Genomic DNA, 13,253 nt, shown 5'->3' with positions numbered 1-13,253 from the left:
ACTTTGACCGCCAGTTCGTCTGGGCAGGATAATCTCCTGCCCAAGTATAGTTGACTATCCGTCATCCCCTTTCTAAACGGGCCGCGCCTTGACGGGTGCAGCCGCAAGCGCCATGCCGCCTGCCATTGGGTTTCAGCCTGATGGAAGGATTGGCAATGGTTGCGGGTGAATCCGGGCAGGACCCGGCGGGGGAAGATGCGCGGATCGCTTCACTGGAAGCGAGAATTGCGCAGGCGGAACATGCCGAGCAGGTCAGACAGGGGACGAAGGTGCAGCAGGCGGACGATGGTTCGCGTCTGGGCAACAGGGTTCTCGCAGAGCTGATCGGTGGTCTTGTCGGTGGTGCGTTGATCGGCTGGGTTCTCGACCGGCTGCTCGGCACATCCCCATGGCTCCTGCTTGTCTTCCTCGGTCTCGGGATCGTGGCGGCGTTCAGGAACATCATCAGATTGACGACGACGAAGCGTTCCGATCAATAGGGGCGCTTTTGTCTTAGTCCGAATATTAGACGGTACAGGGGTCCAAGTGGCAGAATCCGGCAAAATCGATCCGATGCATCAGTTTGCGATCGAACCGCTGTTCGGTACCGATCACCTGTCCATCGGCGGCTTCAACATCGCCTTCACCAACAGCGCGCTCTATATGGTCGCCGCTGCGGTGGTGCTGTGGATCTTCGTGATCGGCGGCATGAAGCGCGAACTGGTGCCCGGTCGTTGGCAGATGGCGGTCGAATATTTCACCGGCTTCATCAAGAACCTGCTGATCTCGAACGTGGGTGAAGGCGGCAAGAAGTACATTCCCTATGTCTTCTCGCTCTTCATGTTCATCCTGATGGCCAACCTTCTGGGTCTGTTGCCGCTGGGTCTGGTCGGGGTCCACCCCTTCACCTTCACCAGCCATTTCACCGCCACCGGCGTGTTGGCGATCATGAGCTTCTCGATCGTGCTGATCGTTGGCTTCTGGAAGCATGGGCTGCACTTCTTCTCCCTGTTCGTGCCGCACGGCACGCCCCTGCCGATGATCCCGGTCATTTTCCCGATCGAGCTGATCTCGTTCATGGTGCGTCCGTTCAGCCTGGGCCTGCGACTGTTCGTGGCGATGACCGCCGGACACGTGCTGCTCAAGGTGCTGGCCGGCTTCGTCATCAACAGCTCGAATGCTGGCCCCGGTTTCGGTCTGACCGTCGGTGCCGCCAGCTTCGTGCTGATGGTCGGTATCAGCGCGCTCGAAGTGCTGGTCGCCGTGATCCAGGCCTATGTGTTTGCGCTGCTGACCTCGGTCTACATCAACGACGCCGAAAACCTGCACTGAGTTTTCGTACATTCTTCAACGTTTAATTGGTTAAGAAAAAGGAGTTTAGAACATGGACGCAGAAGCCGCAAAGCTGCTCGGTGCTGGCCTGGCCGCGATCGGTGCGGGCATTGCCGCCCTCGGTGTGGGCAACGTCTTCAGCTCGTTCCTCGAAGGCGCGCTGCGCAATCCGGGTGCCGCTGACGGCCAGCAGGGTCGCCTGTTCATCGGCTTCGCCGCCGCCGAACTTCTGGGTCTGCTGGCGTTCGTTATCGCCATGATCCTGGTCTTCGTGGCCTAAAGATCGACGGGGCGGGCAGCCTGGCTGCCTGCCCCTTGACGACCGCCCCCTTTTCGGACGGATAAAAATGCCTCAAATCGCGCAAATCGCCGATACCTATGCTTCCCAGATCTTCTGGCTGCTGCTGACGTTCGGCTTCGTCTTCTTCGTCATCGGCCGCGGCATGGTGCCCAAGGTGCAGGCGACGGCCGACGCGCGCGACGCGAAGATTTCGGGTGATCTCGATGCTGCCAAGGCAGCCTTCGCCCGCGCCGACGAAGCGGAAGCGGACTATCGCGTCCGTGATGCCGAAAGCCGCACCGCCGCCCAGGCGACGCTGGCCAAGGCGAAGGCGGATGCCGCCAAGGCTTCAGAAGCGAAGCTGGCCGCCGCCGATGCGGAGATCCAGGACAAGATCGGCGCTGCCGAAGCCCGGATCAAGACCGCCACGGATGCCGCCATGGCACAGATTGAAACCGTCGCCGCCGATGCGGCGCGCGACATGGTCGTCCGGATTTCCGGCGTGGAAGCGTCGGACGAAGCGGCCCGCAACGCAGTAAAGGCGGCACTGGCTCATGGCTGAGGCAGCAGTAGAGCATAGCGAGGCGCAGGCCCCGCACCTCAATCAGGCAATCCACGCCGAAGGCATGGAGCCGGTTGGCACCGTGGCGCATGAAGGCGTCGCGCCGCATACCGATCCCAAGGCGGTCGGCATGGACGCGACCGCCTGGGTCAGCCTGGCGATGGCGGTGTTCATCGTCATCCTGCTGATCAAGAAGGTGCCCAGCCTGATCGGCGGTGTGCTGGATGGCCGGATCGCCCAGATCAAGGAACAGCTGGCCGAAGCATCGAAGCTTCGTGCCGAAGCCGAAGCGCTCAAGGGCGAATATGAAGCCAAGCTGGCCGCTGCGGCTGGTGAAGCCGACGCCATGCGCAAGTCGGCCGAGCATGAAGCCGAAACGCTTCTGTCCGATGCCAAGGTGCAGGCTGCCGATCTGGTCGCCCGTCGCCAGAAGATGGCGGAAGACAAGATCGGTGCGGCTGAGCGCAGCGCTCTCGCAGACATTCGTGCCAAGGCGGTGAAGGCCGCTACCGGCGCTGCAGCCGCCCTGATTGCCGAAGGCCATGATGCCAAGGCGGACAAGGCGCTGGTCGATGATGCGATCAAGGGTCTCGGCCCGGTCGCCTGATCGAAAACAGGCAGAATTAGCAAAAGGGTCGGCACCGAAAGGCGCCGGCCCTTTTTGTTTGGGTTCAGGCTGGCGTGCTGTGCGTCCATTCGGATCGCAGCATTCGCATGATCGCGGTATCCCATCGCGCATCGCCAACCCGAACGGAGGACAGGCGGACGCCTTCGGTCACGAAGCCGAGCCGTTCATAGCTGCGGATGGCGGGCCGGTTCCAGGCATAGACATTGAGCTCCAGCCGCTCGACGGCGTCGAAGGCAAAGGCGCTGGCGAGCGCAAGGCGCAGCATCGGCACCGCCAGACCCCGGCCTCGCGCATCGGGCGCGATCGCGACCCGGCCCAGCGTGGCATTGCCGTTGCGCCAGTCGAAGGCGATCTGGACATGGCCGACAAGCTGACCGTCGTCCTGGGCCATCCAGCACAAGCGCGCGGGCGGATCGCTGCGTCCTTCATCCAGCATTGCCGTCATCTGCTCACCGGACAGCGGGAAATGGACAAAAGGCCCACCCCACTGAACGACATCCGCGTCGCTGCCAAACCAGCCCGACAGGGTGGAGAAATGATCGGGGGTGAAGGGAAGGAGATGGACCATAAGGCGGTCATAGGCGCGCCAGCGTGCGGAGTGCCACGGCCGGTTGTTCCAAGGTGGCGCGGTCGGCGGATCAGACGAAGATGCTGTTCCAGTCCTGCTTCATGCTGACCAGGGTCAGGCCATAATCCGGGGCCTTGTCCAGCGCCTCGGCCAGGGGGCTCAGGAAGAAATCCCGATCATAGGCAAATTCCCGAGCGGCATCGTCATGATGCAGCAGCAGCGCCAGCCGTGGCCCTGATCCGGTCTTCACATAGCGGAGCATGGCGAGGTCGCCGTCCGAATTGCCGAAGGCCAGGATCGGGCGACGGCCGATATGAAGGGCGATATTCTGCGCCTTCGCCTCGCGGTCGTCGAAACAGTTCGGGCAGCTTGACAAGTTGCGCGACGCCATCACCGTCGATTTCGAACCGGGTGCGAAGGCTGGAGCCGATCACCTGTTCGGGCGGAATGCCATAGACGTCTTCGGCGAAGGCGCGCATCAGGTCGAGCCCGCCGCCCGAGACGATATAGGTCTTGAAATCATGGGCGCGCAGGAAATCCAGCAATTCGATCTGCGGGCGATAGACGCACCGGGTGAAGGGCCGGTCGAGCAGGGGATGATGTGCGGTGGCGAGCCAGTCGCGTGCGATCCTGTCAAATTCCTCTTCGGTCGCACCCGCATGTTCACGGGCGGCAACCTCCAGCAGCCCTAGCTTCCCCAGCGCCTTCATGGCCGGCATGTCCTGCTCGACATAGGCCTTGAAAGGCTGTTGCTGCGCGAGTTCCGGTTCCTGTTCGATCAGCTTTGCGCGCAGCATGCGGCCGAACAGGAACTGGGTCTGAAGTGGCTGTTCCGCCCAGAGCGTGCCGTCATTGTCGAAGGTGGCGATGCGCTGCGGGGCGGGGATATGCTCCGGTCCCGAGCCTGTCACGCGGGCGACGAAATCCAGGATTGCGGCCTTGGCAGGTCCGTCATTCCAGGACGATAGGGGGTCGGACATGGCTGGCTCCTCGGCGCTTGAACGTCCGGTGATTGGACCGCGACGGCAAAGCGGGAGCAATCGGGGTTTCCCCCGGAAAGGGGCGGGCATGGCCCGCAGTCGGGGCGAATGGCGCCTGGCCATTCGCCCCTTTGCCTGGCGATCAGGCGGCCAGCGTGGCGTTGTCGATCACGAAACGATATTTGACGTCGCTCTTCTGCATGCGGGCATAGGCGTCTTCGATATCCTGGATGCGGATCATCTCGATATCGGCAGTGATGCCCTTTTCGGCGCAGAAATCGAGCATTTCCTGGGTCTCGGCGATACCGCCGATCAGCGAGCCGGCGATCGAACGCCGCTTGAAGATCAGCGCGCCGACATTGGGCGAGGGGTGAGCATGCTCGGGCACCCCGACCAGCGTCATCGTCCCGTCGCGCTTCAGCAGGGTGGTGAAGGCGTCGAGGCTATGGCTGGCCGCGACCGTGTTCAGGATGAAGTCGAAGCTGTTGGCATGGGCCTGCATTTCCTCGGCATTGCGCGAGACGACGACTTCGTCCGCGCCCAGGTCCAGCGCGTCCTGGCGCTTGGATTCCGAGGTGGTGAAGGCGACCACCTTGGCGCCCATGGCATGGGCCAGCTTGATGCCCATATGGCCCAGGCCGCCAATGCCGACGATGCCGACCTTCTGGCCGGGGCCGACCTTCCAGTGGCGCAGCGGCGAATAGGTGGTGATGCCCGCGCACAGCAGCGGCGCCACGGCAGCGAGCTGATCGGCCGGGTGGCTGATCTTCAGGACGAACTTGTCCTTCACCACGATATTCTGCGAATAGCCGCCCAGCGTGTGGCCCGGCGCATCATCGGTCTTGCCATTATAGGTGCCGACAAAGCCGTTCTCGCAATATTGCTCCAGCCCTTCGTCGCAGGAGGCGCAGCCCTGACAGCTGTCGACCATGCAGCCGACGCCGACCGTGTCGCCGACCTTGAATGCGCTGACATGATCACCAACGGCCGTCACATGCCCGACGATCTCATGGCCGGGAACGCAGGGATAGAGGGTACCGTCCCATTCGGACCGGACCTGGTGCAGGTCCGAATGGCAGACGCCGCAATAGGCGATATCGATCGCGACATCATGCGGACCGACGGCGCGGCGTTCGATGTCGAGGGCTTCGAGCGGCTTGTCGGCGGCGTTGGCGCCATAGGCTTTAGTGGCCATGGGGATGTCCCTTTGCTTGAGGTTCGCGGTGTGCAGGGCATATGCCCCTCCGCTGCTATTCTTGGATGGGCGCGGGCCGTGGGACGGCCTGTGCCTGTCCCATGTAGGAAGTCGACAGGCTGTTGATTAGGCCGGCTTTCGGCAACACAGCCATGAATGGCAATCATGAATGCCGGTGTTGGCCGCCCTTTGTTCCACACCGCCATTGCGATCCGCGCCGGTGCCGCTATCTCTGCGGCCATGTCGCAGCCGCAATCCCCCGACCGTTTCAACGAAGACAAGGCGACCTATACCGTCACCGGCAGCCAGCCCGATATCGATGCGGGCGTGGAGGCGATCCGCACGACGCTGAAGGCCTTGCCGACCCGGCCCGGCGTTTACCGGATGCAGGATGCGCGTGGCGATGTCCTCTATGTCGGCAAGGCGCGGGCGCTGAAGAACCGGGTCGCCAATTATACCCAGGTCGACCGGCTGCCCAACCGGCTGCGGCGCATGGTGGCGCAGACGCGCAGCATGACCATCGTCACTACCAACAGTGAAGCGGAAGCGCTGCTGCTGGAGGCGCAGCTCATCAAGCGCTACCGCCCGCCCTATAATGTCCTGCTGCGCGACGACAAAAGCTTCCCCTTCATCCTGTTGCGCGAGGATCATGATTTTCCCCGCGTGCAGAAGCATCGCGGCGCGCGCAAATATAAGGGGCGCTATTATGGCCCCTTCGCCAGCGCCGGATCGGTGACGCGGACGATCAACGCACTGCAAAAGCTGTTCCTGCTGCGGTCCTGCACCGACAGCTTCTTCGCCAATCGCTCGCGGCCCTGCCTGCTGTATCAGATCAAGCGCTGCTCGGCGCCCTGCGTCGATCGCATCGACACGGCCGGCTATGCCGAACTGGTGCAGGATGCGCAGGATTTCCTGGGCGGCAAGTCGACCGCCGTGCAGCAGAAGCTGGGCGCGGCGATGGAGGCAGCGGCCGAGGCGCTGGATTTCGAACAGGCGGCGATGATCCGCGACCGGCTGAAGGCGCTGACCTTCATCCAGGGATCGCAGGCGATCAACGCCGAAGGGCTGGGCGACGCCGACATCTTCGCATTGGCGGAGAAGGGCGGATCGATGTGCATCCAGGCCTTCTTCATCCGCGGCGGCCAGAATTGGGGGCATCGCAGCTTCTTCCCGGTCCACACCAATGATGTGGCGACCGAAGAGGTGCTGGAAAGCTTCATGGCGCAATTCTACGAGGAAGTGCCGCCGCCCAAGCTGATCCTGACTGACCGTGAACCGGCCGAGTGCGAGCTGATGGCGCTGGCGCTGAGCGAAAGGCTGGGCAGCAAGGTTCGGATCGAGGTGCCCCAGCGCGGCGAGCGCACGCGGCTGATCAAGCAGGCGCAGCGCAACGCGGTGGAGGCGCTCGACCGGCGTCTGGCCGAGACCACGACCCAGGCCAAGATATTGGACGAGATGGTCGAGGCTTTCGGGTTGGACGGCGTGCCCGATCGGATCGAGATCTACGACAACAGCCATATCCAGGGCGCCCATGCGCTGGGGGCGATGGTGGTCGCCGGGCCGGAGGGCTTCCGCAAGAACGCCTATCGCAAGTTCAACATGAAGAACCCGGACATATCGAACGACGATTTCGCGATGATGCGCGAAATGTTCGAGCGGCGCTTTGGCCGGGCGGCGCGCGAAGACCCTGATCGCGACGGTGGCGAATGGCCGGACCTTGTGCTGATCGACGGCGGCAAGGGGCAATTGTCGGCGGCGCGGGCGATGCTGGAGGATATGGGCATCGAGGATGTCTGCATGATCGGCATCGCCAAGGGGCCACATCATGGCCGCGACGGGCGCGAGGTTTTCCACCTGATGGATGGGCAGGAGGTGAGTTTCCCGATCAATCATCCGCTGCTCTTCTACATGCAGCGCCTGCGCGATGAAGCGCATCGCTTTGCCATCGGCGCGCATCGGGCGAAGCGCAGCAAGGCGATCACCGTGTCGTCGCTCGACGAGGTGCCCGGCATCGGCCCGGCCCGGAAAAAGGCGCTTCTGATGCATTTCGGGACGGCGCGGGCGGTGCGCGATGCGGCGCTGGAGGATCTGCAACGGGCACCCGGCGTGTCGAAGGCGGTGGCGCAGCAGGTCTATGATTATTTCCACGGCTGAAAAAATGTGACGATGACGCAATGATTTTTGCTGGCTCATAAGTATCGCGTTAACAATTGTTGGTGATGTTTCCCCAGCCGATCGGCGGGGGAGACAAGAGTGGGGAACAGGTGGGGGCTTGCGGCTGCGCAATTGGCGACAGTCGCTTTTCTGATGATGGCGGGTGTTCTGGCGCCGCCGGCGCGTGGCGACATGCTCGCCATTCCCCTGACAACGGCGAGCGGCCATGGATTGGCGGCGGGGTTGATTGCAGTCGGCGCGATCCCGGTCGGCCAGGGGCAGATCGATGGGGCATTGGTGGTGCGGGGCGATCGCGATCGGCTGGGCTGGCCGATGCTGGCGCGCGGCGTGTTGCTGCTGGCGGCGCCCGATTTTCTCTGCGCCAGCAAGGGAGGGCGGGCATGAACGTCGAACGCCCGATGGAAAGCATCCGCTTGGCCGGTGCGCGCATGCTGATGTGGCTATTCTGGCTGAATGTGCCGGCACTGATGCTGATCGGCTGGTGGCTGAAGGCACCCGATGCGGAAGTCGGCGCGCTGGCGGCTGCGCTGCTGGCGCTGCTTCCGACCATCATGGTGCGGCGGCGCGACATTGCGGCGCCGGCGCGCATGACGCTGGCGGTGACATCGGTGGCGATCCCGGCGCTCTATGTCTTCCTGCTGCGCGGCCATGGCTGGCAGATGGACATGCATATGGGCTTCTTTGCGGCGCTGGCAGCGCAGATCGTTCTGCTTGATCGGCGGGCGTTGCTGTTCGCGGCCGGCGTGACGGCGCTCCATCATCTGGCCCTCAACTATAGCTATCCCGCCTGGGTGTTCGCCAGCGAGGGCGATCTGCCGCGGGTGCTGGTGCATGCGCTGATCGTGGTGATCCAGACCCTGATGCTGTGGTGGATCGTGTCGCTGCTGACCCAGACCATCCGCCTGCAGACCGAGGAGCGGCAGCGGAGCGAAGGGCTGCGCAAGGAAGCCGATGCGGCGAAGGAGCGGGCCGAGGTCGCGCTGGCCGAACTGGAACGGGCGCAGACGATTGCGACCCGGCAGCGCGCGATCGAGGAGGCGGCGCGGCGGGCCGAAGAGGCAAGCGAGCGGCGTCGGCTGGTGGCCGATGCGCTGGAGGCGCGGCTGGGCGCGGTGGTCGGCGACCTCGGCCAACTGGCGGGGCAATTGTCGGCCAGCAAGCAATGGCTGTTCGATCTGCTCGATCGCACCACCCAGCGCTCGGCCGAATTGCGCAAGGCCCATGCCCGCGCCGATGGCGATGTCCGCGCGGTGGCGCAGGACACGGAAAAGCTGGCCATTTCGATCAATGGCGTGGGCGGCAGTGCCAGCCACACCCGCGACAATGCGCTGCGCGGCGCCATGGCGACCCGTGCGCTGACGCCGGAGGTCGACATGCTGTCGGCGACGGTCGATTCTGCCAGTTCGATCGTCGCGCTGATTTCGCAGATCGCGGCGCAGAGCCGGACTCTGTCGCTTAACGCCGGGATCGAGGCGGCGCGTAGCGGCAGCGAGGTGCGCGGTTTTGCCGTCGTGGCGTCGGAGATGAAGAGCCTGGCCGCGCAGACGGCCGAGGCGACCCGCCAGATCGACATCTATCTGCAGGATATTCGGCGCGCGGCCGACAGCGTGTCGGGCGCGATCGATGTCGCGACCCAATCGGCCGACACGATCGACCGGTCGACCGCCGGCATCGTCGATGATGTGGCGGAACAGATACGCGCCACCGGCGAGATCGCCGCGGCAACCGAGGAGATGGCCCGCCATATCGCAGAAGCGGCGTCCCAGGCCGAAGCGCTGAGCCTGGCGCTGGCGGAGGCGCAATCGGCCATGGGCGAAACCGACGCGGCGGCGACGGCCTTGTCCAGTCGTTCGCAGGAATTGCAGGAAACGGTGCGTAACGTGCTGGAGGAACTGCGCGCCGCTTAGCGCTGGGGCGGGTCGCCGGGGAAATTCGCCTTCAGGAAATCGAGCACCAGCCTGGCGCGGGCGGGTAGGCGTTTCAGCGCGGGATGCACCGCCAAAATGTCGATCGGGTCGATCTGGCTGGCGGGGAGGACGCGCATGAGGCGCCCCGCCTCCAGATCGTCTGCCACCCGCACGGCGGGCAGCATCGCGATGCCGAGGCCGGCAAGCGCGGCGCGATGCACCGCCTCGCTATTGTCGCTGCGGAACGGGCCGCTGATCAACTGGTCGCGGCCGTCCACGGTCCATTTGGCCGGCAGGTCGCCATAGCCATAGGCGATGCAGCGATGGCTCGGCAGATCGTCCGCGCTGGCGGGCAGGCCATGGCGCGCGACATAGTCGGGATGGGCGACCAACATGCGGGGCAGGGCACCGAGCCGATGCACGACCAGCATATCGTCCCCGACCGGGCCGACGCGCAGCGCCAGATCGAGCCGGTCCTGGACCAGATCGCGTTGCCAGTCGGTCATCGCCATGTCGATCCGCAGGCCGGGATGCTGATCGCTCAACAGGCTCAGCAGGCCCAGATAATAGAGGCCCAGCGCGGTGGTGACGCCGATCCGCACCGTGCCGCTGACATCGCCCTGGACCGGGCGCAATTCCTGTTCGGCCACTTCCAGCGCGTCGACCAGAGTGCGGGCATGGACCAGCAACTGGTCGGCTTCCGGCGTCGGGACCAGCCGGCGCGTGGTGCGATGGAACAGCACGGTACCAAAATGGGCTTCCACCTGATCGAGCCGGCGGGCTATGGTGGTGTGGCTCGCATGCATCTCGGCAGCGACGCGCGTGAAACTGGGCTTTTCGCATAGCCGTATGAAGGTGCGGATCGAAAGAAGCAGGTCGCTCATTTGAACATGTCCTGCACAGATATTGTGCCGGGAATCCCTATTGTGCGGAGAACGGAAAAGCCAGACCTAAGCGCCGGCGCAGGGACGCCAGTCAGACATTTAATGGAGACGAGAGGATGGCATCGGATCGTATCGGTCATGCAGGGTTTGCGGCAAAAAGACGCAGCGCGCAGGACGCAGCTGCCCTGATTACCGACGGCATGACCGTGGGCATGAGCGGCTTCACCGGTTCGGGTTATCCCAAGGCCGTCCCTCTGGCGCTGGCCGATCGAATCACCGCCGCCCATTCCGCTGGTGATCCGTTCCGGGTGAAGGTGTGGACCGGCGCGTCGACCGGGCCGGAACTGGACGGTGCGCTCGCCAAGGCCGACGGCGTCGAATTTCGTCTTCCCTATAATAGCGATCCGATCGCCCGCGAGCGGATCAACCGCGGCGAGATGCAATATTTCGACATGCATTTGAGCCAGGTCGCCCCGATGGCGTGGCAGGGCTTTTTGGGCGAACTGGATGTCGCCGTGGTCGAAGTGACCGGCATCACTCCCGACGGCCTGCTGATCCCGTCCGCCTCGGTCGGCAACAACAAGACCTGGCTCGATCGCGCCAAGGGGGTGATCCTGGAGGTCAATAGCTGGCAGAATGCCGCGCTCGAAGGGATGCACGACATTTATTACGGCACGGCGTTGCCGCCGAGCCGCGTGCCGATCCCGCTGACCCGCGCCGACGATCGCATCGGCGAACCCTATTGCCGGGTCGATCCCGCCAAGGTGCTGGCGGTGGTCGAAACCGACTCGCCCGATCGCAACGCGCCCTTCACCCCGCCCGATGACAGTGCGCGGGCGATTGCCGGCCATCTGCTCGAATTCCTCGGCCATGAAGTGAAGATGGGTCGCATCCCGGCGTCGCTGCTGCCGCTCCAGTCGGGCGTCGGCAATATCGCCAATGCCGTGCTGACCGGCCTGATCGACGCTCCGTTCGACAATATGGTCTCCTATACGGAGGTCATTCAGGACGGCATGCTCGACCTGCTGGAATCCGGCAAGCTGCGCATGGCGAGCGCCACCGCCTTCTCGCTCAGCCCCGAGGCGGCGGCGCGGCTCAATGCCGACATGGCCCGCTTCCGCAACAAGATGATCCTGCGCCCGCAGGAAATCAGCAACCATCCCGAACTGGTTCGCCGCCTGGGCTGCATCGCCATGAACGGCCTCATCGAGGCGGATATCTACGGCAATGTGAACTCCACCCACGTCATGGGATCGCGCATCCAGAACGGCATCGGTGGATCGGGCGACTTTGCCCGCAACGCCTATCTGTCGATCTTCATGACGCCCTCGACCGCCAAGCAGGGCAAGATTTCGGCGATCGTGCCGCATGCCAGCCATGTCGACCATATCAACCAGGATGTGCAGGTGATCGTCACTGAGCAGGGGTTGGCCGACCTGCGCGGGTTGGCGCCGCGCCAGCGGGCCGAACTGATCATCAACAATTGCGCCCATCCCGATTATCGTCCGATGCTGAAGGATTATTTCAGGCGGGCGATGCAGGGCAGCTATGGCCTGCAGTCGCCGATGCTGCCGGCCGAGGCCTTTGCCTGGCACCAGCGCTTCATCGATACCGGCACGATGATGCCGGGCTGATCATCAATGGCCCGGTGCAGCCTGACCTGCGCCGGGCCACTGATCATTGCTGTTCGATTGCCGCTTTCCGACATATTCCCGCTGAGGGAACCGGGAGCCATGCCGTCCGCTTGACCTGCATATTCGCAGCACGGACCTATCATGGATTTCCTGACGACCGACTTTCTCGACAAGCCCATCTGGATGTGGGCGCTCTTCCTGACGATCATCCTCGCATTGCTGGCGCTGGATCTGGGCGTGCTGCATCGCAAGCAGCGCGAGATCGGCGTGCGCGAGAGCGTGAAGCTGGCCGGCTTCTACATCGCCATTGGCCTCGCCTTTGGCGGTTGGATCACCTGGCAGATGGGGCAGGAGGCGGCGGTCGCCTATCTGACCGGCTTCGTCGTCGAAAAATCGCTCGCGCTCGACAATGTCTTCGTCATCGCGATGATCTTCTCCTTCTTCCATGTGCCGCGCCGCTATCAGCATGAGGTGCTGTTCTGGGGCATCATCGGCGTGATCGTCCTGCGCGCGATCATGATCGGACTGGGCGCGGCGCTGGTCCAGAATGTCTCCTGGGCGCTCTATTTCTTCGCGGCGATCCTGATCTTCACCGGCATCCGCATGTTGTGGACGGTCGGCAAGGAACAGACGATGGAGGGGAACCGGCTGCTCGGCTTCCTGCGCCGTCACATGCGCGTGACCGACCGGGTGGAGGGCGATCATTTCTTCGTGCGCCAGCCGGCTGAACCGGGCGGCAAGCCGCTGCTCCATGCGACGCCGCTGTTTCTGGCGCTGGTGATGATCGAGATTGCCGACGTCATCTTCGCGGTGGATTCCGTGCCGGCGATCTTCGCCATCACCACCGATCCCTATCTGGTCTATACCTCCAACATCTTCGCGATCCTGGGGCTGCGTGCGCTCTATTTCGCGCTGGCGGCGGCGGTTCACCGCTTCCATTATCTCAAATATGCGCTGTCGGTGGTGCTGATCTTCATCGGCGCCAAGATCTTCCTGGCCGATGCGCTGGGGCTGGAGAAGATCCCGCCGGCCTTTTCCCTGCTGGTGACGGCCGGGGTATTGGGTGCAGGCATCGGCCTGTCGCTGTGGCGCACCCGTGGCGAGGCGCAGCCGCAACATTAGATTTGGC

15 protein-coding genes are annotated in these 13,253 nt (G+C 63.9%); 10 read left to right on the top strand and 5 right to left on the bottom strand.

Features of this window, described 5'->3' with window-relative positions; translation table 11 throughout:
* Positions 1-155: 155 nt before the first annotated feature.
* The 5 genes from A0U87_RS09655 to A0U87_RS09635 all read left to right on the top strand — a co-directional run bounded on the left by A0U87_RS09655 (position 156) and on the right by A0U87_RS09635 (position 2,760).
* Positions 156-479 carry an AtpZ/AtpI family protein gene (locus tag A0U87_RS09655; RefSeq protein ID WP_004207394.1) on the top strand — a complete coding sequence of 108 codons (324 nt, stop codon included), beginning with the start codon at positions 156-158 and terminating at the stop codon, positions 477-479.
* Between the two features lie 46 nt (positions 480-525).
* Positions 526-1,311, top strand: coding sequence for a F0F1 ATP synthase subunit A (locus A0U87_RS09650; RefSeq protein WP_017503282.1), 786 nt, complete (start codon positions 526-528; stop codon positions 1,309-1,311).
* Between the two features lie 52 nt (positions 1,312-1,363).
* Entirely contained in the window at positions 1,364-1,591 is a 228-nt protein-coding gene (locus tag A0U87_RS09645) for a F0F1 ATP synthase subunit C (RefSeq protein ID WP_004207392.1), read from the top strand.
* Between the two features lie 67 nt (positions 1,592-1,658).
* A complete protein-coding gene (locus A0U87_RS09640) occupies positions 1,659-2,153 on the top strand; it encodes a hypothetical protein (RefSeq protein ID WP_004207391.1) in 495 nt (164 codons plus the stop codon).
* The gene (locus A0U87_RS09635; RefSeq protein ID WP_004207390.1) at positions 2,146-2,760 is read left to right on the top strand and encodes an ATP synthase subunit B; all 615 of its coding nucleotides are present in this window, start codon (positions 2,146-2,148) and stop codon (positions 2,758-2,760) included. The genes A0U87_RS09640 and A0U87_RS09635 overlap by 8 nt, the downstream gene beginning before the upstream one ends.
* A gap of 64 nt (positions 2,761-2,824) precedes the next feature.
* On the opposite strand, the gene A0U87_RS09630 is transcribed toward A0U87_RS09635, so the two are convergent.
* From A0U87_RS09630 to A0U87_RS09620, 4 genes are all read right to left on the bottom strand, one after another.
* Positions 2,825-3,349 (bottom strand): GNAT family protein, encoded by a 525-nt coding sequence (locus tag A0U87_RS09630; RefSeq protein ID WP_048937913.1) that lies wholly within the window; start codon positions 3,347-3,349, stop codon positions 2,825-2,827.
* A 70-nt stretch (positions 3,350-3,419) separates the two neighbouring features.
* Positions 3,420-3,611 (bottom strand): hypothetical protein, encoded by a 192-nt coding sequence (locus tag A0U87_RS26720; RefSeq protein ID WP_234415580.1) that lies wholly within the window; start codon positions 3,609-3,611, stop codon positions 3,420-3,422.
* A complete protein-coding gene (locus tag A0U87_RS09625; RefSeq protein ID WP_234415579.1) occupies positions 3,553-4,329 on the bottom strand; it encodes an HAD family hydrolase in 777 nt (258 codons plus the stop codon). Before A0U87_RS09625 ends, A0U87_RS26720 begins: the two co-directional genes overlap by 59 nt.
* 142 nt (positions 4,330-4,471) lie before the next feature.
* Positions 4,472-5,524 (bottom strand): NAD(P)-dependent alcohol dehydrogenase, encoded by a 1,053-nt coding sequence (locus tag A0U87_RS09620; RefSeq protein ID WP_048937912.1) that lies wholly within the window; start codon positions 5,522-5,524, stop codon positions 4,472-4,474.
* Between the two features lie 240 nt (positions 5,525-5,764).
* On the opposite strand from A0U87_RS09620, the gene uvrC reads away from it, so the two are divergent.
* From uvrC to A0U87_RS09605, 3 genes are all read left to right on the top strand, one after another.
* Positions 5,765-7,678 carry an excinuclease ABC subunit UvrC gene (gene uvrC / locus A0U87_RS09615; protein WP_137405499.1) on the top strand — a complete coding sequence of 638 codons (1,914 nt, stop codon included), beginning with the start codon at positions 5,765-5,767 and terminating at the stop codon, positions 7,676-7,678.
* Positions 7,679-7,831: 153 nt separating this feature from the next.
* The gene (locus A0U87_RS09610; protein ID WP_048937911.1) at positions 7,832-8,083 is read left to right on the top strand and encodes a hypothetical protein; all 252 of its coding nucleotides are present in this window, start codon (positions 7,832-7,834) and stop codon (positions 8,081-8,083) included.
* Complete coding sequence (locus A0U87_RS09605) at positions 8,080-9,606, top strand: methyl-accepting chemotaxis protein (RefSeq protein ID WP_137405460.1); 1,527 nt, start codon at positions 8,080-8,082, stop codon at positions 9,604-9,606. The genes A0U87_RS09610 and A0U87_RS09605 overlap by 4 nt, the downstream gene beginning before the upstream one ends.
* Here A0U87_RS09605 and A0U87_RS09600 read toward each other — a convergent pair.
* Positions 9,603-10,490, bottom strand: a complete 888-nt coding sequence (locus A0U87_RS09600) for a LysR substrate-binding domain-containing protein (RefSeq protein ID WP_010337723.1) — start codon at positions 10,488-10,490, stop codon at positions 9,603-9,605. The genes A0U87_RS09605 and A0U87_RS09600 overlap by 4 nt on opposite strands.
* Positions 10,491-10,606: 116 nt before the next feature.
* Between A0U87_RS09600 and A0U87_RS09595 the strand changes: the two genes are divergently transcribed.
* On the top strand, positions 10,607-12,124 hold the full coding sequence (locus A0U87_RS09595; RefSeq protein ID WP_048937909.1) for an acetyl-CoA hydrolase/transferase family protein: 1,518 nt from the start codon (positions 10,607-10,609) through the stop codon (positions 12,122-12,124).
* A gap of 141 nt (positions 12,125-12,265) precedes the next feature.
* Positions 12,266-13,246, top strand: a complete 981-nt coding sequence (locus tag A0U87_RS09590; protein ID WP_048937908.1) for a TerC family protein — start codon at positions 12,266-12,268, stop codon at positions 13,244-13,246.
* Positions 13,247-13,253 lie beyond the last annotated feature (7 nt).

This window comes from Sphingobium sp. MP9-4, from assembly GCF_005281675.1.
Lineage (GTDB): Bacteria > Pseudomonadota > Alphaproteobacteria > Sphingomonadales > Sphingomonadaceae > Sphingobium > Sphingobium yanoikuyae.
The sequence above is the reverse complement of the archived record's forward strand: the minus strand, read 5'-3'. Positions and strand labels throughout refer to the sequence as shown.

Excerpts from the sequence above, each read along its gene's own strand:
- A0U87_RS09655 (WP_004207394.1), top strand. The coding sequence starts at position 156 with ATGGTTGCGGGTGAATCCGGGCAGGACCCGGCGGGGGAAGATGCGCGG.
- A0U87_RS09645 (WP_004207392.1), top strand. The coding sequence starts at position 1,364 with ATGGACGCAGAAGCCGCAAAGCTGCTCGGTGCTGGCCTGGCCGCGATC.
- A0U87_RS09640 (WP_004207391.1), top strand. The coding sequence starts at position 1,659 with ATGCCTCAAATCGCGCAAATCGCCGATACCTATGCTTCCCAGATCTTC.
- A0U87_RS09635 (WP_004207390.1), top strand. The coding sequence starts at position 2,146 with ATGGCTGAGGCAGCAGTAGAGCATAGCGAGGCGCAGGCCCCGCACCTC.
- A0U87_RS09630 (WP_048937913.1), bottom strand. The coding sequence starts at position 3,349 with ATGGTCCATCTCCTTCCCTTCACCCCCGATCATTTCTCCACCCTGTCG.
- A0U87_RS26720 (WP_234415580.1), bottom strand. The coding sequence starts at position 3,611 with ATGCTCCGCTATGTGAAGACCGGATCAGGGCCACGGCTGGCGCTGCTG.
- A0U87_RS09625 (WP_234415579.1), bottom strand. The coding sequence starts at position 4,329 with ATGTCCGACCCCCTATCGTCCTGGAATGACGGACCTGCCAAGGCCGCA.
- A0U87_RS09620 (WP_048937912.1), bottom strand. The coding sequence starts at position 5,524 with ATGGCCACTAAAGCCTATGGCGCCAACGCCGCCGACAAGCCGCTCGAA.
- uvrC (WP_137405499.1), top strand. The coding sequence starts at position 5,765 with ATGTCGCAGCCGCAATCCCCCGACCGTTTCAACGAAGACAAGGCGACC.
- A0U87_RS09610 (WP_048937911.1), top strand. The coding sequence starts at position 7,832 with ATGATGGCGGGTGTTCTGGCGCCGCCGGCGCGTGGCGACATGCTCGCC.
- A0U87_RS09605 (WP_137405460.1), top strand. The coding sequence starts at position 8,080 with ATGAACGTCGAACGCCCGATGGAAAGCATCCGCTTGGCCGGTGCGCGC.
- A0U87_RS09600 (WP_010337723.1), bottom strand. The coding sequence starts at position 10,490 with ATGAGCGACCTGCTTCTTTCGATCCGCACCTTCATACGGCTATGCGAA.
- A0U87_RS09595 (WP_048937909.1), top strand. The coding sequence starts at position 10,607 with ATGGCATCGGATCGTATCGGTCATGCAGGGTTTGCGGCAAAAAGACGC.
- A0U87_RS09590 (WP_048937908.1), top strand. The coding sequence starts at position 12,266 with ATGGATTTCCTGACGACCGACTTTCTCGACAAGCCCATCTGGATGTGG.